Consider the following 23,139-nt stretch of genomic DNA (forward strand, 5'->3'; position numbering starts at 1 on the left):
AAGACTAGGCATCCGCACGGGGCCGTCAATGGTGCCCGCTCAGACCGGCTGGAAAGCCGTGTCAACAGCGGTGCCTGCGCCCCCCCGGTCAGGGAAGGGCAACGTCCGGAACGCCTGTTCGGCGCACCCCTTGCGGATCAGCGCATCAAGCGCATGGATGCGGAAATGTTCAGGGTCGAGAATGTCGATCACCCCGGCGTCCTGCAACCTATGGGTCACCCGGCTGTAGGTTTCCGCCGAGGTGCCCAGCAGGTCGGCGATGTCGGACCGCGGCAATGATACGGTCAGCGCCAGCGTGCCATCGGGCAGCGGCTGCACCGGCAGGAACCGCGTCGCCAAGGCCAGAAAGGCGCAGATCCGTTCATCGGGGCGCAGCGCCCCAAGCGCCCAGATCATCCAGCGCATCCGCCCCAGCCGGGCCAGGCGCTGCTGCGTCAGCGCCCGGCGCAACCCCGGCTCGCGCGCCAGCACCTCGGCAAAGGCGCGCCGGTCCAGACGGCACAGTTCCACCGCCGTGGCGGTTTCCACGCAGGTGCCGGCGCGATCGGTCAACAGCTTCTCGGTCACCTCGCCGGGCAGGAACAGGCCCATGATCTGGCGCCGGCCATCGGCACCATAACGCTGAACGCGCAACACCCCGCGCCGGACGATCCAGACCGCCGCGGCAGGCGTGTCTTCGCCGATCAGCATGTGATCGCGCGGCAGGGCGATCAGGCGCGCCAGCGGGCCCAGGATCGCAAAAGCCCCCTGCCCCATCGCCCCGCAGACCCCCGTACGGCGGCTGGGGCACGGCTGGCACCGGCAGGCGCCATGCAGATCGCGTGCGATCGGGACAAGGCGGTCGTGGGCCATCGGCGTCCCCCGGCAAGCGCCATTTACGGCGCGAAAAAGGCGAAACAGATTTGGCACTCGTACGCCGGGCACAGGGCCGGCGCCGGTCATGGATCACATCATGGGTCACACCACCCGGCCCCCGGATTGAACCACAAGCCCCGCGCTGCCGACAAGCCCGAAGACCACAGGCCGGGCGCGCAACACCGATGACCGATGGCGACTTTCCGGCTATGGTCACACAATTGCCCGAATCTTTCTGGTTGGCCCGGCTTATGCGGCACGACGGAGAAGACGTCATGGCGGATTGTTCCCAACCCCGCGCGCCTTGCGCGGGCTCGGTCTTCGGGGGGCTTCTGGCCACCGTCTCACCGGATGCGCGGGCATGGCTGACGGCACGGCTGCGCGAACGCGTGGTGCCCGCCGGAACCGTGCTGGCCCGCCCCGGCAGCGATCTGGCCGAGGTGGCCGAGGTACTGGACGGGACGCTGGGCGTGATGCAGCGGATGACGAACGGTCGGGCGCATCTGATCGGCGTTCTGATGGCGCGTGACATCTGCGGGCATCCTTATGAAGGCCCCGCCACCTGCCGCATCGAGGCCCTGACCGATGTGCGCCTGCTGGCCCTCCCGCGCACCGATCTGGAAACCGTGATCGAACAGGATCCCGGGGCCGACCAGCAACTGAGCGCGCATCTGCTGGAGGTGCTGGACCGGACCGGTGACTGGTTGCAGGTGATCGGCCGACGGCGGGTGACCGAACGTGTCGCGGCCTTCGTAATGATCCTGGCCCGGCGCAGCGGCACGGCGGGGTCCCTGCGCCTGCCACTGACGCGGGCGCAGCTGGCGCTGCACCTGGGCACCCGGCCCGAAACGCTAAGCCGCAGCCTGCACGAGCTGGAGACGCGGGGCGCGATCCGCCTGCTGGACCCCTACCAGTTGTGCCTCACCGATGTGCCCCTGCTGGCGCGGATCGCAGGATAAGGCCCACCCGTCACAGCCCGGGCCCGTCACAGCCCGGGCAGATCAAGCACCAGCGCCGCGTGATCCGAGGCATGCGGCCGGTGCCGCCCAACCCCCGCAAGCCGCGGCCCGCGATAGGGGGTCACCTCACGCGATAGCCCGGTGCGGATCACCTCGGGGCAGGCCATGGGCCAGCGCGCGGCCAGCGCGGCCGAGGCCAGAAACGTGTCAGGGCGCGACAGCGGCCCGCCTTCGGGCGCGCTGAACGACCAGCGGTCGCCCTGCGCGCGCCGTTCCAGCAGATCCACCGCCATCGCCTGCAGCGGGGCGGCGGCGCGCGGACGCCCCGGCGGATCTGCCGCGGGTTCGTTCAGATCCCCCAGCACCAGCCAAAGCCCCCGCGCAGGCCGGGCGAAACGGCGCGAAATCAACCGGCCCACCGCCTGCGCCTCCAGGTGGCGAATGGGCCAGGCGGCCTCGGCATCGGGCCAGGGCGCCTTGAAATGGCAGATGTAAAGCCACAGCCCCGCAACCGACACCTCCAGGCAATCGCGGCGGAAAATCGGCAGATCGGGATCAAGCGGCCCGGGCGACAGCCCCGCCATGCGCGGCGTCAGATCGGCATGGCTGATCACCGCATCCAGCGGGCGGCGCGACATCACCGCCACATCCAGCCCGCTGCCGTCATTGCCCGGCAGGCAGACCCGGTGGGGATAGGGCGCAGCCCCGGCGGGGCGCAGAAAATGGTCGTGGAAATGATCCAGCGTCGGCTGATCGAACACCTCTTGCAGGGCCACGACATCGGCATCGGCATCGCGCAACACGGCGGCCGTCAGCTGCCGGTCCAGCGGATCAAGCGCCTCGGCCCCGGGGCCGGTATCCTCGGGCACGTCACGGTCACGCGCGCCATCCAGCGCGGGCGTTCCATCGCGCCGCCGCAGCCGCAGGTTCTGCACGTTGAAGGTCGCGATCCGCATCCCATCCCCTTTGGCGCAGTCTGGCATGGCCGCGCGCGGGACGGAAGCCGCCGCCTGCTACTGCCCCGTCATCTTCAGCACCGCCAGCCCCGTCCGCGCGATCAGCGCCAGATCCGTGCGCACCGACGCGCGGCGGTAATAGGCCTCATCATAGCGCACGCGATCGATGAACAGCGTGGTGCCACGCCCCTCCAGCTGCCACAGCCCGGTGACACCGGGCCGCATCCGGAAATAGGCGCGCCCGCCCGCCGCCTCATACATCGGCCGCTGATCGGGGGTGAAGGGGCGCGGGCCCACAAAGCCCATGTCCCCGGACAGGATGTTGAAGATCTGCGGCAGTTCATCCAGTGAACTTTTGCGCAAGAATGCCCCGATGCGCGTGATGCGCGGGTCATTGCGCAGCTTTTGATGGGCGTGCCATTCGCGGGCGATTGCCGGGTCGCGGGCGCACAGATCACGCAGGCGATCCTCGGCATCCACGACCATGGATCGCAGCTTCCAGCAGCGAAACACCCGCCCATCGCGCCCAACCCGTGGCTGTGCAAACAGGCTTGGCCCCCCATCAAGGCGCACCAGAAGGCACAGAACCGCGATGGCCGGCACAAGGACGGGCAACATGATCAGAACAAGAAACAGATCAACCATGCGCTGTGGCGCGCCGGTATAGCGGTTCCAGGCCGGTGTGCCGGCTGCGAACGGACCATCGCAGGCAACCTTGTCGGGCCGGATTGTCACTTTCAAGACGCACCCTTTCAAATCATCGGCCGAACACGAACCGGCCCTGATCTTCATCAATCGCTAACCAGTATCTGTCGAATTTCTGCGAATGGCAGCGTTCAAAGTCAACGATCCAGGCACGGTTTCATGGCTGGCGGGCCGACAGGATGCACAACTTTGGCGTGTGTTGCACGGCAGACACGAAAATGCGGCGAAACTGCGCCCGCATGCGCCCAAAGGCCCGCCACACATGAACCCGGCTTGAGGTGAACATCCTTGGGTTGTATCGTCCGTTTCGCTTGGTTGAGATAAGGGTGCAGGTGCAACGCATGAACCGCCAGGACATCAGAGGCCGCAGCCCGTGCCGGGTTTAAGGCGCGCGGCGGGCACCGTGCTTGGCCTGCGCGTGGCGGGCGCGGCGATGACCTATGCCTTCGTCATCGCGATGGCCCGGCTTCTGTCGCCCGAGGATTTCGGCATCCTGGCCACGCTGATGGCGGCAAGCCTGTTTCTGTCGATCCTGGCTTCGGCAGGCCAGCAACTGGCGCTGTTGCGCTTTCTGCCACCGCTTCTGGCGCGCGGGCAAAGCAGCGCGGCCTCTGCGCTGGCGGCGCGGGCGGGGCTGACGGCAGCGGCGGGAAATCTGGCGCTTTGGGTCATTCTGGCCGGGGCGGTGATGCTGGCCGATACGTTGGGGCAGGTCGAGCGTGGGCCGCTGCTGGCCTTCGGCCTGTCGATCGTGCCCCTGGTCGGGGTGATCGATTTTCAGGCCCATCTGGCCCGTGCGTATCGGCTGATCATGCTGGCGATCCTGCCCAAGGATGTGCTGTGGCGGCTGATCTCGATGGGGATGGCGCTGGTGGCGGCGGGGCTGTCGGGGGCAACGCCCCTGCCGCTTGGCACGGTTCTGGCGATCCTGATCGCGGTTCTGGCGGGGCTGATCCTGGCGCAGGCCGCCGCGTGCCGGCGCAGGGGGCTGCCGTCCCTGCGCGCCCTGCGCCAGGCGATGCGCACCACCCCGGCGGATGACGATTGGCGGCGCGCCCGTGGCCCGCTTTGGGGGGTATCGGTGGCAGCGGTCGCCTTTGCCAATGTCGATGTGATGCTGGCTGCGGCGCTGCTGGGGCCTGGGCCGGCGGGCCTGTATTTCGCGGCGAACCGGATCGCACAGGCCCCCGGCTTCCTTCAGAACAGCTGGAACGTCGTGACCGGCCCGGTCCTGTCGGAACTGCATGGCACGGACCGCCGGGACGCGCTTGCGCGCACCGCCGCGACCGCAAGCCTGCAGGCCTTTGTCCCGACACTGGCGCTGGCGCTGGTGCTGGCCGCGCTGGCAGGGCCGGTGCTGGCACTGTTCGGCGCGCCCTTTGTCGCGGCGCAGGGGGTGCTTTGGCTGCTTTTGGCGGCGACGGTGATGAACACCGTCTTCGGCCCGGCCGACCTGGTGCTGAACATGTGCGGGCAGGACCGCGCGGCGCTGCGCATCAGCCTGATCACTACGCTGGGCGGGGTCGGGCTGATGCTGGGGCTTGGCCTGTGGCACGGGGCCACCGGGATCGCCGCGGGTGTGCTGATCGCCGTCAGCTGGCGCAAGTGGATGTTCTGGCGGACCGTGCGCCACAGGCTTGGCCTTCGGGTTGATGTCCTGGGCGCGCTTTGGCGAAACCCGGGTGCACAGGCGGTGCCATGCCGGCCCAGATAGATGCTTGGATGTGGCGGTTGCGGCGCGGCAAGGTTCCGGGGCGGATCATCGCCTGGGCGCTGATCGAGGGGCGCCCGCTGACCACGCGCGGCCGCTGGATCAACCCGCTGGTCTTCGCACTGTTCCATGCGGCACAGATCCTGCCCGCGCCGGTCAGGGCGGGGCCACCGATCTTCATCATCGGCACCGGACGGTCGGGCACCACCATTCTGGGCAAGCTGTTCGCGCTGCACCGCGAAACGGTCTTTCTGAATGAGCCCAAGGCGATGTGGCATTTCGCCCATGGCGGCGAAGACATCATCGGCAGCTATTCCCGTGCGCGCGCCCGGATACGGCTTGGCCCCGCCGACGCCGCGCCCGCCATCGCCCGCCGGATCGCGCAGACCCAGGCCTGGGCGCTGGCCTGGGGCCGCGGGCGCCGGATCGTGGACAAATACCCCGAGCTGGTGTTTCGCACCGGCTTTGCCCGCGCGCTGTTCCCGCAGGCGCGGTTCATCGCCATCCTGCGCGATGGGGTGGACACCTGCGCCTCGGTCACCGGCTGGTCGGGGCGCAAGGGGGCGACCGTCGGGCAGGACCGGCACGACTGGTGGGGCCGCGCGGGGCGCAAATGGCAGATGATCGTGGATCAGATCGTGCCCGAACATCCCGATCTGGCACCGCTTCAGCCGCTGTTGCGCGCGACGACCGATCATCGCGACCGCGCGGCGGTGGAATGGATCGTGTCCATGCGCGAAGCGCGGCGCGCGGCCGCCGAAGACCCCGACACGCTGGCCATCCGCTATGAGGATCTTTGCGCCAGCCCCGCGCCGGTGATCGCCCGGATGCTGGATCATTGCGCCCTGCCCCCCGATCCGGTGATGCTGGACTACGCCCGCACCATCCTGTCGCCCACCCGGCCGCATGGCGATCTGGACCTGATGCCGGCCCTGGTCGCACCCTTCACCGAAACATTGTCCCAGATGGGCTATGACCAAAGCATCGGGCGGGTGCGCCCGCGCGCGGGGGGATAGGCTGTGCCGCGCCTTCTGTCGCTCAATTCCTACCATTACCGCCGGGGCGGGTCGGATGTGGTCTATTTCGACCATGCGGACCTGTTCGCGCAGAACGGCTGGGACACGACCTTCTTTGCCATGCATCACCCGCGCAATCTGGCCACGCCGGATGCCGCGCATTTTGCCGGTCTGGTGGATTTCGAATTCCCCGGGCGGGGCATCGCCCGGCTGCGCACCGCCTGGCGCACCATTTACAACGGGCAGGCGCGCAGGCAGTTGCGCGCGCTGCTGGCACAGCAATCTTTTGACGTGGCGCATGTCCATTGCATCTATCACCACCTGACCCCCGCGGTGCTTGCCGATCTGGCCGCCGCCGGTGTGCCCGTGGTGCTGACCGCGCATGACCTGAAGCTGGCCTGCCCGGCCTACAAGATGATGAATGCCGGCGGCCTGTGCGAACGCTGCAAATCCGGGTCTCTGGTCAATGTGGTCCGCCAACGCTGCATCAAGGGTTCAGCCGCCGCCAGCGCCATAATCGCCGCCGAGACCTGGCTGCACCGCCTTCTGGGCAGCTATGACCATGTGGCGCATGTCGTTGCCCCAAGCCGGTTCTATCGCGCCAAGCTGATCGACTGGGGCTTTCCCGCCGACCGGATCAGCCATATCCCGAATTTCACACGACCCCTGGACCCCCGCCACGCGGGCGCCCATGACGGAAACATCCTGTATTTTGGCCGGCTGTCCGAGGAAAAGGGCCTGTTCACCCTGATCAGGGCCGCTGCCCGCGCCGGGGTGCCGGTCGATATCGCCGGCAGCGGCCCGATCGAGGGCGCCTTGCGCGCAGCCGCGTCGCAAACCGGCGCCCCCATCCGCTTTCTGGGCCGGCTGGAGGGCGCGGCGCTTTGGGCCAGGGTCGGGCGTGCGCGGGCCGTGGTGCTGCCGTCCGAATGGTATGAAAACGCCCCGATGTCGGTGCTTGAGGCCTATCAGCTGCACCGTCCCGTGATCGGCGCCGCGATCGGCGGCATCCCCGAACTGGTCGCGCCACCCGCCGCCGCGCCCTGCGGCTGGCTGTTCGCGCCGGGCGATGCCGATGCCCTGGCCGCCTGCCTGCGCCGGGTGGCGCAAGCCCCCACGTCCGACCTGCGCGCGCGGGGGGCGGCGGGGCACGCGCTGGCGCTGGGGGATTTTGCCCCCGCGCGCTATTTCACGGCGATGCGTGCGCTTTATGCCCGCCTTGGGGTCAACGTTGCACAGGTGCCGGCATGACCGGCACCACGGCCCGCGCGCAGGACACGGCCCTGTCGCTGCCCAATGCGATACGGTTGCTGCTGGGGCTTCTGTATCTGCGCCTGATCAGCGGCGCGGCGGCGGCGCTTGGCCTGCCCGATGGCGCACGGTTCGTGACGCTGGCGCTGGCCGGGGCGGCGGCCCTGGTGTTTCTGGCCGATCCGCGCATCGCCCGGCCCACGGCCCTGGCGCTGATGGGGTTCGCGCTGTGGCTGATCGCCTGCGCGCTTTCGGTGACCTTCGGGTCTGCCCTGCCACTGCCCGATCTGGCGGCCACGCAGATGGTTCTTCTGGTGCTTTACGGCGCCATGCTGAACGGGTTGGCGCTGCATCTGCGCGGCCCGGCGGGGGTGGCGGCGGTACGCCGGTTCCTGGCGGTGTTCATCCTGACCGGGGCGGCGCTTGCGTTCCATCAGGCGGCTTCGGGCACAGGCTTTGCCGAGGCGGGGCGATCCACCTATCTGCGCGCCTTCGGGCCCGATGTGCATCCGGTGTCCTTCGGGCTGCAGCTGGTGGTGGCACTGGCAGGGCTGGAAATCGCGCGCCTGCGGTCGGGGGCGCGGCTGGGCGCCGGGATGGTCGCGCTTTACCTGCTGGGCGGGGCCGCGCTTTACCTGAGCTTTGCGCGCACCGCCTGGGTGGTGTTGCTTCTGGTCGTGCTGCTGACCGTCTGGTCCAGGTCACGGCCCGCACTGCGCCTTGCGCTGATGCCGCCCCTGGCCGGCGCCGGGATAGTTCTTGCCCTGGCCTCGGGCCGGTTCGACGATCTGACAAGTCTTTCGTTCTTTCTGGAGCATTACGACTTTTCCGCCAGCACCTATGATTTCCGCTATGTCGACAATTCCCTGTCCTGGCGCATTGCAAACTGGTCGATGGGGCTGCGTCTGGCACTGGAACAGCCGCTGACGGGTCAGGGGCCCGGCCAGGCCGCCGCGGTCAGCGCCTTTGGACTGCAGATGCACAACCTGTTTCTGGAAGCACTGGTCGAGGTGGGCGCCCTCGGCCTGATCGCGGTGGTGCTGGTGGTGGCAGGTCTTGGCCGCATGCGGCACCATGTGCCAGGGGGCTGCGCGAACGGACGGGCGGTGCGCGGGCTTGTGGGCGGGCTGGGGCTTGGGCTCTTGCCGACGATCACGCTCAGCACAAGCCTGGTAGGGCAGACGATGACGGTGCTGCTGTTGGCGCTGGTCTTCGTGCTTGCCATCGCGCCGACAGCCCCCGACCCTTCCAAAGGAACAACCGATGCAGGTTAACATTCTGGGCATCCGCGGGATTCCGGCGGCCCATGGCGGGTTTGAAACCTTTGCCGCCCGCCTGGCCCCCTGGCTGGTCGCACGGGGCCATTCCGTCACCGTCTATTGCCAGGACGACGACGGCCCGCCCGGCCCCTGGACCGACAGCTGGCAAGGCGTTACCCGGGTGCATCTGCGCCCCCGCCGCAGCGGCCCGGCCGGCACGATGGAATTCGACCTGGCCTGCCTGCGCCATCTGCTGGCACAGCCCGGCACGGGCGGCCCCGCCGTCGATCTGGTGCTGGGCTACAACACGGCGCTGTTCAACATCATCCAGCGGGTCCGGGGCCGGCGCATCGTGATGAACATGGACGGAATCGAATGGCGCCGCGCCAAATGGTCGCTGGCGGCAAAAATCTGGTTCTTCGTCAATGAAATCGCCGGGGCGAACATCTGCCACACCGCCGTGGCCGACCACCCCGAAATCGCGCGCCACCTGCGCTGGCGCTGCCGCAAGGTTCCGGTGATGATCCCCTATGGCGCGGATGCGATCACCCAGGCGTCAGACCGGCCCCTGCGCGATCTGGGGCTTGTCCCCGGGCGCTACTTCGTCTCGATTGCCCGGATCGAGCCGGAAAATTCCATTCTCGACCTTGTCCGCGCCTTCAGCGGCCCTGGCGACAGCAGCGGGGCGAAATGCGTGGTCTTGGGCCGGATCGAGGGCGGCAATGCCTATCACGCCGCCGTGCGTGCCGCCGCCGGGCCCGACGTGATCTTTCCCGGCGCGATCTATGACCCCGACCGCGTTGCAGCACTGCGCGTTCACGCGCGCGCCTATCTGCATGGCCATCAGGTGGGCGGCACGAACCCATCCCTGGTCGAGGCACTTGGCGCGGGGGCGGCGGTGATCGCCCATGACAACCGCTTCAACCGCTGGGTCGCGGGGCCCGGGCAATTCTATTTCGCGGATGAGGCCGGGGCGCGGGCCTGCATGGTCCGGGCGCTGGCCGATGATGCGGCAATCGCGGCGGCGCGCAAGGCGGCGCGGGCGCGCCATGCGGCAACCTTTGAATGGGACGCGATCCTGACCGCCTATGAAACGGTGCTGCGGGACGCGGCCCGCCCCCAAGGGGCAGGCCGTCTTCTCAACGCCCGATCGCGGTAACCCTGCGCAGATGCGGCAGGCTTGGCGTCAGTTCATATCCCGGGGCCAGCAGCGCGCCGGCGATGGTGGCCGATGCGCCCCCGGCATAGTCCAGCATCAGATCATGCATGCCGTTCAGGCCATTCAGGACCAGCCGGTCACGCGCCCGGGGGCCGGGGGCCGCCTGCGTCCCGATGAAACTGGTGGGGGTGGTCCCCGTCTCCATCTGCATCGCCAGCAGGATCACATCGGCCCCCGCCGTCGCACTGGCGGGCCCAAGCCCAAGGTGACAGGCCCCCGCCACGGCCGAGGCAAAGACAAAACTGACCCGCCAGGTCTGCCCATCGGCCAGCAGGGCCTGCCGGATGTCGGAACAGCTGCCCAGATCGCCGCGGGTGGCCGCCAGCGCCCCGATCGGGCCGGCCACATGCGTTTCCCCCCCCGCGCCCGAGATCACCACCCGCGCCGCGCCCGAACCTCCGGCGCGCAGAAAGCAGGTGACCGCATAGCTGGTGCCCGCCGCCAGCGTGACATTGGCCTTCAGCCGCGACCAGATCACGCCCGATGACGGCACGCTGACCCCCGCGAACCGCCCCAGCGCATTCATCGCAAGCGGCTGGGGGCTGCAACTGTCGGCGATCCAGCCGGGGACCGTCGCGATCGACTGTGGCACCAGATTGGTGGCCGCAGCTTCCAGCAACAGCCCGCGCAGGGCGCCGCTGGTCGGGTCATGGTCAAACCGGGGCGTATCGGCGCCACACGACACAAGCGCCCCCGATGGCGCGAAAGCACTGCCCGCACTGGCCCGCGTCAGCGCCAGCCCCGCAGGCAGGCTGCCCTGCGTCAGGTCAAAGACATGCACCCCACCGCGCCGTGCCAGACTGCTTCCCAGCCCCGGGCCGGGGCGGCCAAACCGGAAATCGAAACCCGCCATGGTCAGACCAGCAGCGCATGGATGCCATCGGCCGTGGTTCCGCTGGCATGCACCCGGCGCACGCCCACCGGCAGGATGCTCATCTCGGGCACCGACAGGGTGCGGACATGGCCGCGCACGGTGGTGACGGTCAACGCGCCCGCAGTCTGGATGAACAGGGCGGCGGCCACCTCGGGCAGATCGGCGGTATCGCTGGGCGCCACCGGCAGGATGTCGCTGGCGGGGCCAGACAGGGGCAATGCGCGGTTCTTGAACGGGTCTTGCATGGGACACTCCATCATTTGTGATCCCGGCACCCTATTTCCAATGCGTTAACGCCCCCGCTAGGCAGCGTACGCCGCCTCAGCCCGCGTAATAGCCCGCATAATGATAGCCGCCCCTGCGTTCCGGTTCGCGGTTAAGCGCGCACAGCACCTCGGCCCGTTCGGGCGTGACCTCGGCCAGCACCTGCAACGCATCGCGCAGATCGCCCTGCGCGGTCTGGGTAAACCGCACCACCATCACCACCGCATCGGCAAAGGGCGCAAGATAGCGCGCATCCACCACCGGCAGAACCGGCGGCGCGTCCAGGATGACAATGTCGAATTCGCTGCGCGCCGCCGCAATCAGTCGCGCAAAGATCGGTCCGCCCAGAAGCTGATCGGTTTCCCGATGCGCCCGCCCCCGCCCCGGCATCAGCATGGCCTGCGACAGCGGGTCCTGGACCAGAAAGCTGGTGGTCTCGTGTTCGGCACCGGGTTCAGTCAGATAATCGATCATCCCCCGCGCAGGATCAATGTCCGCCACCCGGTGCAGACCGGGCCGGCGCAGGTCCGCATCGATCAGGATCACGCTGCGCCCGCTGGCGGCAAAGGCCCGTGCCAGCACCAGCGCCGTGGTCGATTTTCCCTCGGCCGGATTGGCCGAAGTGACAAGGATGCAATCGCCCTGCCCCCCAGCCCCCCGCCTGCGCCCCAGCGCATGTTCCAGCGAGGCGCGCAACCGCCGAACCGCCTCGGCATAGACACCAAGGGGCGTGGTCACGACGGTATCCGCAATCGCGGCCCCGGCCTCGCCGCGTGGCGCCACCAGCGGCAGCGCCGTCGCGACCTTCACCCGCATCACCTCGCGCAGCTGCTGTTCGGACGTGATGCCACCGACGTAATATTCATTCAGAAACGCCAGCCCGACCCCCAGGCCCAGCCCCGCCACAAGCCCAAGCCCCAAGACCAGCGCCCGGTTCGGATGGGACGGCTGCGCAGGTGACAGTGCGGGCGAAACGATGCGGCTGTCGGCCATCTGCACCGCGGCCAGAACCTCCAGCTCGCGCATGCGCGACAACAGCGTCTGATACTGACCGCGCGCGATCGTCGCCTCTTGCTGCAACTGATACAGCTCGCTCAGCACCTGCGGCGGCAATTCCCCCGCCAGAAGCGCCTCGCGCAGCGCCCCGCGCGACTCGCGCATGGTCGCGGCCAGTGCCGTGTCCTCGGCCCGCAGCGCGACAATAGCCTCGGCGGCGGCCCGTTCCTGGTCCACCTCCAGGGCCGCCAGCGCCGCCCGCAGGTCAATGTCCGCCGACGACCCCGGCTCGGCACCGCCCAACCGGCGCTGAAGCGCCTCGCGTTCCGCCTGCAGCAGCGCCAGCGCCTCGGTTCCCAGACGGCTCGTCACCACCGCCCAATCCTCGCGCTCCAGCGCGCGCGCGGCTTCACGCCCGCGCAGATCGGCCTCCAGCCGGCGCGCATCCATCGCGCGCAGATCCTGGCGCAACCCGGCAATATCGGCCCGCCCGGTTTCGGTTTCGATCCGTTCCAGATTATCCTCGATATAGCGGTCGATCGCCGCCTCTGATCCGGTCAGCGCGGTTTGCGCGGCCGCAACCTGGCCCTGCAGCTTGTCGCGCGACCCCAGCGAGCCTGAAACCTTGCTGTCCAGCTGCGCCTGAATATAGGCCTCGGCCAGGGCATTGCTCAGCGCCGCCGCCCGGTCCGCATCGACCGAAGATACCGACACCGCGATCACATGCGTCAGCCCCCGGCGCCGCACGGATGTGGCTTGCACGAAACGGTCCAGAACCCCCTTGACCAGCACCTCGCCGCTGATTTCCAGCGCGCTTTGGAAGCCCAGGGCCGCGCGGAACCGATCCGCCAGCGACAGACCCGGCCCGAATTCCGCATCGGCGATCAGGTTCTGATCGCGCACCACCGCCAGCGCCACCGTGGGCGAACGCAGGATCTCGACCTCGCTGTCCACCCGCGCATTCTCACCCGAAGCTGAACGCGCGGTATCTTCGGCGTAAAGCAGCGATCTCGGTGCCGGATCGACCATCACCAGCGCGGTCGCGGTATAAACCGGCCGGACCAGCACCACATAGACCAGTGCCAGCACCAGCATCAGAAAGACCGACGCCAGGATCAGGCGGATCTGCCGGTGCAGCAGGGAAACGATGGATTTCAGCTCAAGCGGATCACTGGTCATCGGGTCAACTTCTTATAGGCCGGCGCGGGCGGCCGGTTACGCGCAACAGCAAGCAGGGACGGGGGCGGGGCCATGTTCGGCAATCAGGAAAGCGGGTTCGTCACCGGCGACAAGGCGCACCGCGCTTAGCCGGCCTGTCGCACAGGCGCCGCTGTCCACATTGATGCGCCAGCCGCGCTGCACCGCGCGGGGCTGCGGCATGTGGCCATGCACCACCAGCGCACCGCCAAGATCCGCAGGCGCGGGCAGGGACGGGTCGTCAAACCCGCGCGACCACAGCAGGGTGCCCAGCGACTGGCGTGTCAGCGACCGGTCCGGGGCGGTGCCGGCATGACAAAAGAAATGCCCGGCCCAAAGCCAGGCGGGCAGGCCCCGCAAAAAGGCCAGGTGCGCCGGGGGCACATGCGCGGCCACAAGCGCACGCAGGCGCCGTGCGGGCATCCGGTAACCATGCCGCGGATCTGGCACAATGCCGTAGGACGCCAGCGTCTGCGCCCCGCCATGGTCAAGCCACGCCGCCCGCGGATCGGGGGCGGTCAGAAACGCCAGCGCCATCTGTTCATGGTTGCCCATCAGGCACAGGCGGCGCAGCCCCCGCGGCGCCGGGGCCAGCAGGAAATCAATCAGCCCGGCACTGTCGGGGCCCCGGTCGATCATGTCGCCCAGGATCACCACCAGCGCGGGCCTGTCGCCAAAGCGCGTGGCCCGATCGGCCAGGATGCGCCGTTCCAACTGACGGTACAGCGCCACCTCACCATGGATGTCGCCCACCGCATAGATCGGCGGAAAGGGCCCCGGCAGGTCAAGCCCGGGCGCAGGCGCATCCGCTGACACCACGTCCCTGGGCCAGACCCGCCGCAGGATTGCCGCCAGGTTCATGCCCCTGCCCCCGCGGTCCGGTCACGTTCTTCGGGCAGGCGCCGTGCCAGCCCCAATGCCAGGATCGACAGCAACAGAAGAACGTTGCCCTGAACCTCCAGGCTGAAGTCAGCCAGCGAATGAACGGCCGCCACGCACAGCGCGCCAAGTCCCGCCACGGGCAGCAGGCTGTCCCCCGGGCGTGCAAGGCGCAACCGGACAAGACGCCGTGCCGCCAACAGCCCCGCCAGCGGCGGCAAGGATCCCGCGATCAGCCCCATCTCGGCCCAAAGCGTCAGATAGACCGAATGCGCGTGATCCCAGATCAGCCCCGGCTCCAATACCGGGCGGTGGTGCAGCTCAAAGGCCGGGGCAAAGGCATCAAGACCGTAACCCGTCCAGGGCCGCGCCCGGATCATCGCGGCCACCTGGCGCCACAGTTCCAGCCGGTGGGCCGCATCCCCCACCATCAGGATCGCGCGGTCCGCCAAGCCCGCGCCAGCCACGAACAACAACAGCGCGAACCCGCCAAGCCCGGCCCAGCCTGTTCCGCGCCGCCGCCCCCCCGGCATCGCCAGCGCCACCAGCGCAAGCCCCGCCACCGTCGCCACCAGACCCATCCGCGACTGCGTGCCCAGCAGCGCCAGCAACACGATCCCCAGCGTCGCCCAAAGCGCAGCCCGGGTGACGAGCGACGGCACCAGCCAGCCGCCCCGCGCCGATTGCCCGCGCCCACCCAGCAAAAGCGCAAGGCCCAGCGTCGCCCCCATGCCCAGAAAGGTGGCAAAGGCATTGCGGCTGACAAAGGTGCCGGTGACCGCACCACGATAGAACTGCTTTTCCCCCCAGGGGAGCTGATCGCCAAACAACGCCAGCGACAGCAATCCCCAAAGGGCATGACCGACCACACCGGCGTAGATCACCCAACCGATCCGGCGCGCCTGATCCGGGCGCGCGGCAGCCTGGATCAGCATCACGAACAGCGCCAGACTGCCCGCGATGCGCAAGATCGCCAGCTGCCCCGCCCCCGGCGCAAGGCTGATTGTCGCGGCGGGCGGCACCCCGGTTTCGGGAAGGGCCACAACTGCCTGCGGCATCGGCGCCGCGACCGGCAGAATCTGAACCCCCGCGAAGGCCAGAAACAGAAGGATCGGCACCAAGACCGGCCGCAGGTTCGCAACCCGCCCAACACCGCCCCCCCGCGCGACATGATGCCCCGCCAGGGCGCAGGCCACCACCGCACCGATCAACCAGACCGGCGCCCGGTTTCCGCCAACGGCAAGCGGGGTGACCAGCACAAACGCCACCAACACCCCGCCAGCAAGCCCCATCCGGGCTTGCGTCATGCGATCGCCCGCAGTCATGGATCCACCTCTTCCCCCACGCTCTTTACTGCGTGCAGAAAGGCACGCTGCGCCCCGGGCGGCAAAGTCTTTGCCGCTGATACCAGAACGGGCCGGATCTGCGGCTCGGCGTGCCAACGCTGTGCCATGGCCCCGCGATAGCGCGGCGCGGCGATCAGCAGCGCCGCATCCGCGCCGACCGCACCCTGTGCCTTTGCCGACAGATCCGCCCAGACCGGCAGGGCCAGATCCAGCCGCCGCGCCGCAAGCCAGCCCTCGGCCGGGGCGGTGCGCTGCGCCAGGGTGAGGGCCTGTGAAAACCCTGCCGGATCGGCCCGGACCAGCGCCGCCTCGGCCCGCACCAGATGCGCCAGGCCAAGCGTCGGCGCACGCGCCAGAATGGCCCCCGCCAGATCGGCGCAACGCCAGGCCAGCCGGGCGCGCCTGTCTGCGGTTTGCAACGCGGCAAAGGGCCCGCGCAAGGCCCGATCGCAGGCCTCCAGCTGCGCCCGCTGCCCGCGGAGCGAAAACGCCGGATGAAGAGCCGCTTCAAACGGGGTGGCCGCGACCAGCTGCTCGACCTGCGCCGCCGGGCCCCTTTGCCCAAGCATCGCTGCCCTGTATTCCCGTGGCAGCATCGCCGCAGCCAGCAGCGCCACGGCCAACGCCACGACAACAATCAGAACGCGAATTATCGGCAAAGGCATTACTGCCGAAAATGACATGCGCGGGATCCGATCCTGTGGTGTTTTTCTGCTGGCCAGGCACTTTTCCTGTGTCGACCATGAAAATGGAAACGCTACAAGATGCAATAAAAAAAAGCACATTATGCGTTGCCGTCATGCCACGCGCCACGCGCAAAGCCCCGATCCGCCATGCGAAGGAATGTTGCATCGCGGCCCGGCCCATGCTTAATGTTATACAATCTTAGGTTTAAAAAGGTTTCCGCATGCGCCACCACCTTCTTGCCACCCTTCTGTCGATCACATGCCTGTTCCCGGGGGCTGGCGGGGCGCAACAGGCGCTGTTTGATCCCGGCGCCATCAGCGCCGGCTGTGCGGCGGGTAATTGTGTTGGCGCGGTGCGCGCCTCGGTTACGGCGCTGCAGGCCCAGGGCCTGACTGCGGCAGCGATGAATTCGCAACTGGCGATCCTGGCCGCAACGCTGGTGCAGGCCGCCCAAACCGCCCCCGCCGCGACCGCCGCCGATTATGCCACAGCCCTTGAGGCCGTTGCCGCCGCCAGCACCGATCCGGCGCAGGCCCGCGCCATCGCCTCGGTGGCGCAGGCAGTCGGCGCGGGCAAGGCCGCGACCATAGACCTGACGACGGGCATCGCAGCCTCGGCCGGGTAAGGGGTGGTGGCCTCAATCACGGCATTCAGGAATGCCCAGACGGATCAACTCGGCCCCGCGCAACTCGGCAAAGCCCACAAGAATGTGGCGCGCCTCGCGCAGATACCAGCCGCGCAACGGTTCGGGATAGTGGTCAGCCACGATCCGCGACCAGCTTTCGAAGGCGTCGGGGCGCAGCGCAAGACCGGGCCGGGACGATCCGGGGCCGTGAAAGCCCAGCCGTGCCGTGCGCGCAACGCAGGTGCCCGGCAGCACCAGGAACATCGTGCAGGCCGACCAGCAGCCGCCCACGATACGCACCCGGACGCCGCGCGTGCGCAAGTCACGGATCATCGCCACCCGTTCAGCAATGCCACCACCGGGATCGTCGCGAACGATCTGAACCATCGGCGCGGCCCATGCCGCATCGAACCGGCCAAGCCCCGGCAGCAGGGCCAACAGCAACCCGACCGAAAAATGACGCGCCGCCCGCAACGCAATGCGCACACGGTGGCTGTGGTGCGAAGACCGCAGCATGGACCACCCCCAATGGTGATGCCCGTTCGTTCTGACCGGATTCCGCGCAGATCCCACATCCCCGCTGCCCCTACCTAAGCAGCAAGCCGTTAAGAACCGTTTAGCGGGCCGTAGTCCCGCCGCAGCAAGGGGCGCAATAGGCAATAGCCGAAAGGCGGGGCTGCCTGCTATGCTGAAGCGTCACCGGTTTCCCACGCCCGGGCGGGCCGCCGCACCCGCGCCACCGCCACCCGTCATTTTCAGATGTATCCGAGTATCAGCCATGACCCATTTCCCGATGATCCACCCGGTCATTCTTTGCGGCGGTTCCGGCACGCGGCTTTGGCCCTTGTCGCGGCAAAGCTATCCGAAACAGTTTTCCCGCCTGATGGGCGATCACAGCCTTTTTCAGGCCTCGGCACGGCGGATGGTCGGTCCCGCCTTCGCCCCGCCCGTCGTGGTGACCGCCGATCCGTTCCGCTTCATCGTGACCGAGCAACTGGCCGCCGTGCAACTGGCGCCAGCCGCCATCCTGATAGAACCGGAAGGCCGCAATACCGCGCCCGCGATCCTGGCCGCAGCCCTTTGGCTGGAACGGCAGGACCCCAGGGCGCTGATGCTGGTGGCGCCGTCGGATCATGTCATCCCCGACACCGCCGCATTCCAGACCGCGGTGGCAGGCGCCGCCCCCGCCGCCCGGGCCGGGCATCTGGTCACCTTCGGCATCACCCCCACCCGGCCGGAAACCGGCTATGGCTATCTGGAACTGTCCCCCGGGGCCGCGTGCGACGCGGCCACGCCCCAGCCCCTGGCACGCTTTGTCGAAAAGCCCGATGCCGCCCGCGCCGCCCGGATGATCGCGGCAGGCAGCTTCCTGTGGAACGCGGGCATCTTCCTGTTCAGCGCCGACACCCTGCTGGCCGCCTTTCGCCGCCACGAACCCGATCTGCTGGCCGATACCACCGAGTCGGTTGCCGGCGCGCGCACAGATCTGGGCTTCACCCGGCTGGCCCCGGCCCCCTGGGCCCGGCTGCGCGATGTGTCGGTTGACTATGCGATCATGGAAAAGGCGGAAAACCTGGTGGTCATGCCCTATGATGCGGGCTGGTCCGATCTTGGCGGATGGGAGGCGGTCTGGCAGGAATCCGGCCCCGATGGCGCGGGCAACGTGTGTTCCGACCACGCCACCGCGATCGATTGCACCGGCAGCCTGCTGCGATCCGAGGCCGAGGGCGTGGAACTGGTCGGCATCGGGTTGCAGGACATGATCGCGGTCGCCATGCCCGACGCGGTGCTGGTCGCCCGCCGCGCCGACAGCCAGCGCGTGAAAGAGGCAGTGACCGCCCTGAAGGCGCGCGATGCGACCCAGGCCACCGCCTTCCCGCGCGACCACAGGCCCTGGGGCTGGTTCGAAAGTCTGGTGATCGGCGACCGGTTTCAGGTCAAGCGCATCGTCGTGCACCCGGGCGCGGCGCTTAGTCTGCAAAGCCATGTCCACCGCTCGGAACACTGGATCGTGGTCCAGGGCACCGCAAAAGTGACGATCGGCGATCAGGTGCAGCTCGTCACCGAAAACCAGTCGGTCTATGTGCCCCTTGGCGCAGTGCACCGGATGGAAAACCCCGGCAAGCTGCCCATGGTGCTGATCGAGGTGCAGACCGGCAGTTATCTGGGCGAGGATGACATCATCCGCTATGAGGATATCTATGCGCGCAACTGAACCGCTGACCTGCTTCAAGGCCTATGATGTGCGCGGGCGGCTTGGCAAGGAACTGAACGAACGCATCGCCCATCGTATCGGCCGCGCCTTTGCCCAGGTGCTGGGCGCGCGCCGGGTTGTGCTGGGCCGCGACTGCCGGACCTCATCGGCGGCGCTGGCAGGGGCGGTGGCACAAGGGCTGATGGCCGCCGGGGCCGAGGTGCTGGATCTTGGCCTGTCCGGCACCGAAGAGATGTATTTTGCCACCACCCATCTGGGCGCGGATGGCGGGATCACGGTCACCGCCTCGCACAATCCGATGAATTACAACGGCATGAAGATGGTGCGCGCCGGGTCCGCCCCGATCGGCGCGGACACCGGGCTGGCCGGGATCCGGGCACTGACCGAGAGCGGCACCTTTGGCCCGGACCGCGCTGGCGGACGCATCACCCCCGCGGCGCAGGTGCGCGCGGCCTATGTGGACCGCATCCTGTCCTTCGTCGATCTGGCCGCGCTGCGCCCGATGACCATTCTGGTGAACGCCGGCAACGGGGCCGCAGGCCCCACCTTCGACGCGATCGCCGCCGCCCTGCAGGCCCGGGACGCACCGCTTCGGTTTGAACGGATCAATCACGCCCCCGATGGCCGCTTTCCCAACGGCATCCCGAACCCGCTTCTGCCGGAAAACCAGCCCGCCACCGCAAGGGCGGTTGTGGCCGCGGGCGCCGATCTGGGCATCGCCTGGGACGGTGACTTCGACCGCTGCTTTTTCTTCGATCACACCGGGGCCTTTGTCGCGGGCGAATATGTCGTGGGTCTTCTGGCCGAGACCTTTCTGGCCCGCGAACCGGGGGCAAGGATTGTGCATGACCCGCGCGTCATCTGGAACACCCGCGATGTCGTGACCCGCGCGGGCGGGCAGGCAATCGCATCGCGGACGGGCCATGCCTTCCTGAAACAGGCCCTGCGCGACACCGGCGCGGTCTATGGCGGGGAAATGTCGGCGCATCACTATTTCCGCGATTTCATGTGCTGCGACAGCGGCATGATCCCCTGGCTGCTGGTCGCCGAACTGATCTGCCGCCGGGGCCAGCCGCTGGCGGATATCCTGGCCGAACGGCGCGCCGCCTTCCCGTCCTCGGGCGAGATCAATTTCCGCGTGACCGATGCCCCCGCGGCGCTTGCACGGGTTGAAGCCGCGCTGGCGCCCGGCGCCACCGGCATTGAACGCACCGATGGGCTAAGCCTGTCCTTCCCCGGCTGGCGCTTCAACCTGCGTGCCTCGAACACGGAACCGCTGTTGCGGCTGAATGTCGAATCCCGGGGCGACACCGCGCGGGTGATCGCCGGGGTCAACCAGCTGCGCGCGCTGATCGGCGCATGACACTGGCAATGCCGCGCCCGCGGATGCTATGGCGACGCAACCCGGCCCGCCATGGCGGCCATGTGCAAGGAGTATCCCGTGAAACGCGTCCTGATCACCGGCACCGCCGGCTTCATCGGCTTCCACCTCGCCCGGCTGCTGCTGGCCGAAGGCTGGCGCGTGCATGGCTATGACGGGATGACCGATTACTACGATGTCACGCTGAAACAGCGCCGCCACGCCCTTTTGCAGCAAAACCCCAATTTTACCGCGACCGAAGGCATGCTGGAGGATCAGGCCCTGTTCGACCGCGTGGCCGATGATTTCGCGCCCGAAATCGTGGTGCATCTGGCGGCACAGGCCGGGGTGCGCTATTCGCTGGACAACCCCCGCGCCTATCTGGATTCCAACGTCATCGGCACCTTCACCGTGATCGAGGCCGCGCGGCGGCTGGGGGTGGCGCATCTGCTGATCGCATCGACCTCATCGGTCTATGGCGCCAATGAAACCATGCCCTTTGCCGAAACCGACAAGGCCGACACCCAGCTGACGATCTATGCGGCCACGAAAAAGGCCAATGAAAGCATGGCCCATGCCTATGCGCATCTGTGGAACCTGCCGACCACGATGTTCCGGTTCTTCACCGTCTATGGCCCCTGGGGCCGGCCCGACATGGCGTTGTTCAAGTTCACCGATGCGATCCTGGAAGGCCGCCCCGTCGACATCTACAACAATGGCCAGATGTATCGCGATTTCACCTATGTCGAGGATCTGGTCCGCGGTATCCGCCTGCTGATCGACGCGGTGCCCCAACGCCCCGAAACACCCGCCGGCATTGCCCCCGGTGACAGCTTGTCGCCGGTGGCGCCCTACCGGATCGTCAACATCGGCAATTCCGGCAAGGTGCGCCTGATGGACTTCGTCGAAGCCATCGAAGAGGCCCTGGGCAAGACTGCGATCCGCAATTTCATGCCCATGCAAAAGGGCGATGTACCCGCCACCTGGGCCGATGCCAGCCTGCTGCAGCAGCTGACCGGATACCGCCCGCAAACCGACGTGCGCGACGGCATCGCCCACTTTGTCGCCTGGTTCCGCGACTATTACCGCAAGTAGCCGCGACCGTCAGACGATGTCGTGATCGGGGCGCAGCGGAATATCATCCGCAGACGAAATCGTGTGCCGTTCGATCATCCGGTGCACACGGGGCGCCGTCGCCCCGCGGTGCAGCGCATAAAGCCGCTCGGACACCTCGATATCGGCCTTGGTCCGGCGCTGGTTGTGGCGCAGGTATTCGTCCCATGTGGCAACGTGGTAGCTTTCGCTCCAGATTTCAGGCTGTTCCAGATCGCGCAGCAAGGCCCAGTTGCGCGCCCCGTCCCGGCGCCGGATCTGGCGGCGTTCCGCCATCAGGCGCAGAAATTCGGGTACATCGTGCTTGTCGATCACGAAATCGACCATGACCATGATCGGCCCCGACCGACCGCGCAGGTCCAGCCGCAACATCGGCTCGCGGAAACGGTTGGCCGGGTCCAGGTCAAGCGTGCCGAAATCCGGGATCGCGACAAGGAACCCCACAACCGCGCCAAACAGCAAAACCCCGGCGGCGGTCATCAACGCGGCCTCGACCCCCGCCGAGGTGGCGACCGCGCCCCAGATCCAGCTGCCCGCCGCCATGCCGCCAAAGGTCGCCGTCTGATACAGCGACAGCGCCCGGCCCACCACCCAGCGCGGCGTGTTAAGCTGAACCGACACGTTGAACAGCGACAGCGCCATCACCCAGGCCGCACCCGCCGGCAGCATTGCCAGCCCCGACAGCCAGACACTGCGGCTTTGCGCCAGCACCACCGCGGCGGCGGCAAACAGGGCAAAGGCGATCTGCACGATGCGTTCATTGTCATACCGCTCACGCAGGCGCGGGTTCAGGAAGGCCCCGCCGATCGCGCCCAGGCCAAAGGCCCCCAGCATCGTCCCGAAGGTGAATGACCCGCCCCCCACCAGATCGCGCGCGATCAGCGGCAAAAGCGCCTGCACCGCGACCGCCGACAGACCGAACAGCGCGCCGCGCGCCATCACCCGCACCAGATTGGGCGACAGCGCAACATAGCGCAGGCCCGCGCCGATCGCGGGCAGGAAGGGTTCCGGCGTGGTGGTGCGCGGACGCAGCTGCGGGCGCCAGCGGATCAGCGCCGCCAGCAGCGGCAGATAGCTGAGCGCATTGACCGCGAAGGCCGCCGCCGCGCCAAAGACCGCCACGATGATCCCGCCCGCCGCCGGCCCCACGCTGCGCATCAGATTGAACCCGACCGAACCCAGCGTCACCGCCGCCGGAATTTCCGCCCGCGGCACCAGATCGCCGACCGAGGCCTGCCACGACGGGTTGTTCAACGCCGTGCCCAGCCCGATCAGGAAGGTGAATCCCAGCAGCACCCAGGGCGTCAGCCCGCCAAAGGCCGTGACCGCCACCAGCCCCACCGAGGCCACCGCCATCAGCGCCTGCGCCGTCAGCATGATACGCCGCCGGTCCATGTTGTCGGCCAGCGCCCCCGCCGCCAGTGCGAACAGCATGATCGGCAGGGTGTTGGATGCCTGCACCAGTGCGATCAGCGTGGGCGAACTGGTCAGCGTGGTCATCGCCCAGGCCGCGCCCACCGCCTGAACCAGACCCCCGAAATTGGAAAACAGCGTCGCCGACCAGAGCATCCGGAAGGCGCCATGCCGAAACGGCGCGAAGGGAGAGGCGCGTTCGCTCACGCCGGGGGTCCTGATCCTGTTTCCTGGGGCGA

21 protein-coding genes are annotated in these 23,139 nt (G+C 68.2%); 10 read left to right on the forward strand and 11 right to left on the reverse strand.

Features of this window, described 5'->3' with window-relative positions; genetic code table 11:
- Window positions 1-39: 39 nt before the first annotated feature.
- Window positions 40-852, reverse strand: coding sequence for a Crp/Fnr family transcriptional regulator (locus ACK8OU_RS13440; protein WP_410303931.1), 813 nt, complete (start codon window positions 850-852; stop codon window positions 40-42).
- A 278-nt stretch (window positions 853-1,130) separates the two neighbouring features.
- Here ACK8OU_RS13440 and ACK8OU_RS13445 point away from each other — a divergent pair, with 278 nt between their 5' ends.
- Complete coding sequence (locus ACK8OU_RS13445; RefSeq protein ID WP_410303932.1) at window positions 1,131-1,814, forward strand: Crp/Fnr family transcriptional regulator; 684 nt, start codon at window positions 1,131-1,133, stop codon at window positions 1,812-1,814.
- A 26-nt stretch (window positions 1,815-1,840) separates the two neighbouring features.
- Here the strand turns inward: ACK8OU_RS13445 and ACK8OU_RS13450 are convergent, their stop codons facing one another.
- Window positions 1,841-2,770, reverse strand: coding sequence for an endonuclease/exonuclease/phosphatase family protein (locus ACK8OU_RS13450; protein ID WP_410303933.1), 930 nt, complete (start codon window positions 2,768-2,770; stop codon window positions 1,841-1,843).
- A gap of 57 nt (window positions 2,771-2,827) precedes the next feature.
- Window positions 2,828-3,505, reverse strand: a complete 678-nt coding sequence (locus ACK8OU_RS13455) for a sugar transferase (RefSeq protein WP_410303987.1) — start codon at window positions 3,503-3,505, stop codon at window positions 2,828-2,830.
- A gap of 343 nt (window positions 3,506-3,848) precedes the next feature.
- Here ACK8OU_RS13455 and ACK8OU_RS13460 point away from each other — a divergent pair, with 343 nt between their 5' ends.
- From ACK8OU_RS13460 to ACK8OU_RS13480, 5 genes are read left to right on the forward strand one after another with little or no spacing between them, the layout of a single operon-like run.
- Window positions 3,849-5,189, forward strand: coding sequence for a lipopolysaccharide biosynthesis protein (locus tag ACK8OU_RS13460; RefSeq protein ID WP_410303934.1), 1,341 nt, complete (start codon window positions 3,849-3,851; stop codon window positions 5,187-5,189).
- Window positions 5,174-6,202: a sulfotransferase family protein gene (locus tag ACK8OU_RS13465; protein ID WP_410303935.1), complete on the forward strand. Its 1,029-nt coding sequence runs from the start codon at window positions 5,174-5,176 to the stop codon at window positions 6,200-6,202. Before ACK8OU_RS13460 ends, ACK8OU_RS13465 begins: the two co-directional genes overlap by 16 nt.
- Before the next feature lie 3 nt (window positions 6,203-6,205).
- Entirely contained in the window at window positions 6,206-7,453 is a 1,248-nt protein-coding gene (locus ACK8OU_RS13470; RefSeq protein ID WP_410303936.1) for a glycosyltransferase, read from the forward strand.
- Entirely contained in the window at window positions 7,450-8,727 is a 1,278-nt protein-coding gene (locus tag ACK8OU_RS13475; protein WP_410303937.1) for an O-antigen ligase family protein, read from the forward strand. The genes ACK8OU_RS13470 and ACK8OU_RS13475 overlap by 4 nt, the downstream gene beginning before the upstream one ends.
- On the forward strand, window positions 8,717-9,871 hold the full coding sequence (locus tag ACK8OU_RS13480; protein ID WP_410303938.1) for a DUF1972 domain-containing protein: 1,155 nt from the start codon (window positions 8,717-8,719) through the stop codon (window positions 9,869-9,871). The genes ACK8OU_RS13475 and ACK8OU_RS13480 overlap by 11 nt, the downstream gene beginning before the upstream one ends.
- On the opposite strand, the gene ACK8OU_RS13485 is transcribed toward ACK8OU_RS13480, so the two are convergent.
- The 6 genes from ACK8OU_RS13485 to ACK8OU_RS13510 form a co-directional block, all read right to left on the reverse strand.
- Window positions 9,852-10,784, reverse strand: coding sequence for a phage head spike fiber domain-containing protein (locus ACK8OU_RS13485; RefSeq protein ID WP_410303939.1), 933 nt, complete (start codon window positions 10,782-10,784; stop codon window positions 9,852-9,854). The two genes, ACK8OU_RS13480 and ACK8OU_RS13485, sit on opposite strands and share 20 nt — an antisense overlap.
- A 2-nt stretch (window positions 10,785-10,786) precedes the next feature.
- Window positions 10,787-11,050 carry a spike base protein, RCAP_Rcc01079 family gene (locus ACK8OU_RS13490; RefSeq protein WP_410303940.1) on the reverse strand — a complete coding sequence of 88 codons (264 nt, stop codon included), beginning with the start codon at window positions 11,048-11,050 and terminating at the stop codon, window positions 10,787-10,789.
- A gap of 76 nt (window positions 11,051-11,126) precedes the next feature.
- Window positions 11,127-13,244, reverse strand: a complete 2,118-nt coding sequence (locus tag ACK8OU_RS13495) for a GNVR domain-containing protein (RefSeq protein ID WP_410303941.1) — start codon at window positions 13,242-13,244, stop codon at window positions 11,127-11,129.
- Between the two features lie 36 nt (window positions 13,245-13,280).
- Window positions 13,281-14,123 (reverse strand): metallophosphoesterase, encoded by an 843-nt coding sequence (locus ACK8OU_RS13500; RefSeq protein WP_410303942.1) that lies wholly within the window; start codon window positions 14,121-14,123, stop codon window positions 13,281-13,283.
- Window positions 14,120-15,466 (reverse strand): O-antigen ligase family protein, encoded by a 1,347-nt coding sequence (locus ACK8OU_RS13505; protein ID WP_410303943.1) that lies wholly within the window; start codon window positions 15,464-15,466, stop codon window positions 14,120-14,122. Before ACK8OU_RS13505 ends, ACK8OU_RS13500 begins: the two co-directional genes overlap by 4 nt.
- Complete coding sequence (locus ACK8OU_RS13510) at window positions 15,463-16,152, reverse strand: hypothetical protein (protein ID WP_410303944.1); 690 nt, start codon at window positions 16,150-16,152, stop codon at window positions 15,463-15,465. Before ACK8OU_RS13510 ends, ACK8OU_RS13505 begins: the two co-directional genes overlap by 4 nt.
- Window positions 16,153-16,394: 242 nt before the next feature.
- On the opposite strand from ACK8OU_RS13510, the gene ACK8OU_RS13515 reads away from it, so the two are divergent.
- Window positions 16,395-16,799, forward strand: a complete 405-nt coding sequence (locus ACK8OU_RS13515) for a hypothetical protein (protein WP_410303945.1) — start codon at window positions 16,395-16,397, stop codon at window positions 16,797-16,799.
- Between the two features lie 12 nt (window positions 16,800-16,811).
- On the opposite strand, the gene ACK8OU_RS13520 is transcribed toward ACK8OU_RS13515, so the two are convergent.
- A complete protein-coding gene (locus ACK8OU_RS13520; RefSeq protein ID WP_410303946.1) occupies window positions 16,812-17,315 on the reverse strand; it encodes a hypothetical protein in 504 nt (167 codons plus the stop codon).
- A 277-nt stretch (window positions 17,316-17,592) separates the two neighbouring features.
- Between ACK8OU_RS13520 and ACK8OU_RS13525 the strand changes: the two genes are divergently transcribed.
- From ACK8OU_RS13525 to ACK8OU_RS13535, 3 genes are all read left to right on the forward strand, one after another.
- Window positions 17,593-19,014, forward strand: coding sequence for a mannose-1-phosphate guanylyltransferase/mannose-6-phosphate isomerase (locus ACK8OU_RS13525; RefSeq protein WP_410303988.1), 1,422 nt, complete (start codon window positions 17,593-17,595; stop codon window positions 19,012-19,014).
- Window positions 19,001-20,377 (forward strand): phosphohexomutase domain-containing protein, encoded by a 1,377-nt coding sequence (locus ACK8OU_RS13530; protein ID WP_410303947.1) that lies wholly within the window; start codon window positions 19,001-19,003, stop codon window positions 20,375-20,377. Before ACK8OU_RS13525 ends, ACK8OU_RS13530 begins: the two co-directional genes overlap by 14 nt.
- A gap of 78 nt (window positions 20,378-20,455) precedes the next feature.
- Window positions 20,456-21,469: an NAD-dependent epimerase/dehydratase family protein gene (locus ACK8OU_RS13535; protein WP_410303948.1), complete on the forward strand. Its 1,014-nt coding sequence runs from the start codon at window positions 20,456-20,458 to the stop codon at window positions 21,467-21,469.
- A 9-nt stretch (window positions 21,470-21,478) separates the two neighbouring features.
- Here ACK8OU_RS13535 and ACK8OU_RS13540 read toward each other — a convergent pair whose 3' ends face one another.
- Window positions 21,479-23,107 carry an MFS transporter gene (locus ACK8OU_RS13540; RefSeq protein WP_410303949.1) on the reverse strand — a complete coding sequence of 543 codons (1,629 nt, stop codon included), beginning with the start codon at window positions 23,105-23,107 and terminating at the stop codon, window positions 21,479-21,481.
- Window positions 23,108-23,139 lie beyond the last annotated feature (32 nt).

This window comes from Pontitalea aquivivens, from assembly GCF_046507575.1.
Lineage (GTDB): Bacteria > Pseudomonadota > Alphaproteobacteria > Rhodobacterales > Rhodobacteraceae > Pontitalea > Pontitalea aquivivens.

Coding starts and splice junctions, on each gene's coding strand:
- ACK8OU_RS13440 (WP_410303931.1), bottom strand. CDS start 852: ATGGCCCACGACCGCCTTGTCCCGATCGCACGCGATCTGCATGGCGCC.
- ACK8OU_RS13445 (WP_410303932.1), top strand. CDS start 1,131: ATGGCGGATTGTTCCCAACCCCGCGCGCCTTGCGCGGGCTCGGTCTTC.
- ACK8OU_RS13450 (WP_410303933.1), bottom strand. CDS start 2,770: ATGCGGATCGCGACCTTCAACGTGCAGAACCTGCGGCTGCGGCGGCGC.
- ACK8OU_RS13465 (WP_410303935.1), top strand. CDS start 5,174: ATGCCGGCCCAGATAGATGCTTGGATGTGGCGGTTGCGGCGCGGCAAG.
- ACK8OU_RS13475 (WP_410303937.1), top strand. CDS start 7,450: ATGACCGGCACCACGGCCCGCGCGCAGGACACGGCCCTGTCGCTGCCC.
- ACK8OU_RS13480 (WP_410303938.1), top strand. CDS start 8,717: ATGCAGGTTAACATTCTGGGCATCCGCGGGATTCCGGCGGCCCATGGC.
- ACK8OU_RS13485 (WP_410303939.1), bottom strand. CDS start 10,784: ATGGCGGGTTTCGATTTCCGGTTTGGCCGCCCCGGCCCGGGGCTGGGA.
- ACK8OU_RS13490 (WP_410303940.1), bottom strand. CDS start 11,050: ATGCAAGACCCGTTCAAGAACCGCGCATTGCCCCTGTCTGGCCCCGCC.
- ACK8OU_RS13495 (WP_410303941.1), bottom strand. CDS start 13,244: ATGACCAGTGATCCGCTTGAGCTGAAATCCATCGTTTCCCTGCTGCAC.
- ACK8OU_RS13500 (WP_410303942.1), bottom strand. CDS start 14,123: ATGAACCTGGCGGCAATCCTGCGGCGGGTCTGGCCCAGGGACGTGGTG.
- ACK8OU_RS13505 (WP_410303943.1), bottom strand. CDS start 15,466: ATGACTGCGGGCGATCGCATGACGCAAGCCCGGATGGGGCTTGCTGGC.
- ACK8OU_RS13510 (WP_410303944.1), bottom strand. CDS start 16,152: ATGCCTTTGCCGATAATTCGCGTTCTGATTGTTGTCGTGGCGTTGGCC.
- ACK8OU_RS13515 (WP_410303945.1), top strand. CDS start 16,395: ATGCGCCACCACCTTCTTGCCACCCTTCTGTCGATCACATGCCTGTTC.
- ACK8OU_RS13520 (WP_410303946.1), bottom strand. CDS start 17,315: ATGCTGCGGTCTTCGCACCACAGCCACCGTGTGCGCATTGCGTTGCGG.
- ACK8OU_RS13525 (WP_410303988.1), top strand. CDS start 17,593: ATGATCCACCCGGTCATTCTTTGCGGCGGTTCCGGCACGCGGCTTTGG.
- ACK8OU_RS13530 (WP_410303947.1), top strand. CDS start 19,001: ATGCGCGCAACTGAACCGCTGACCTGCTTCAAGGCCTATGATGTGCGC.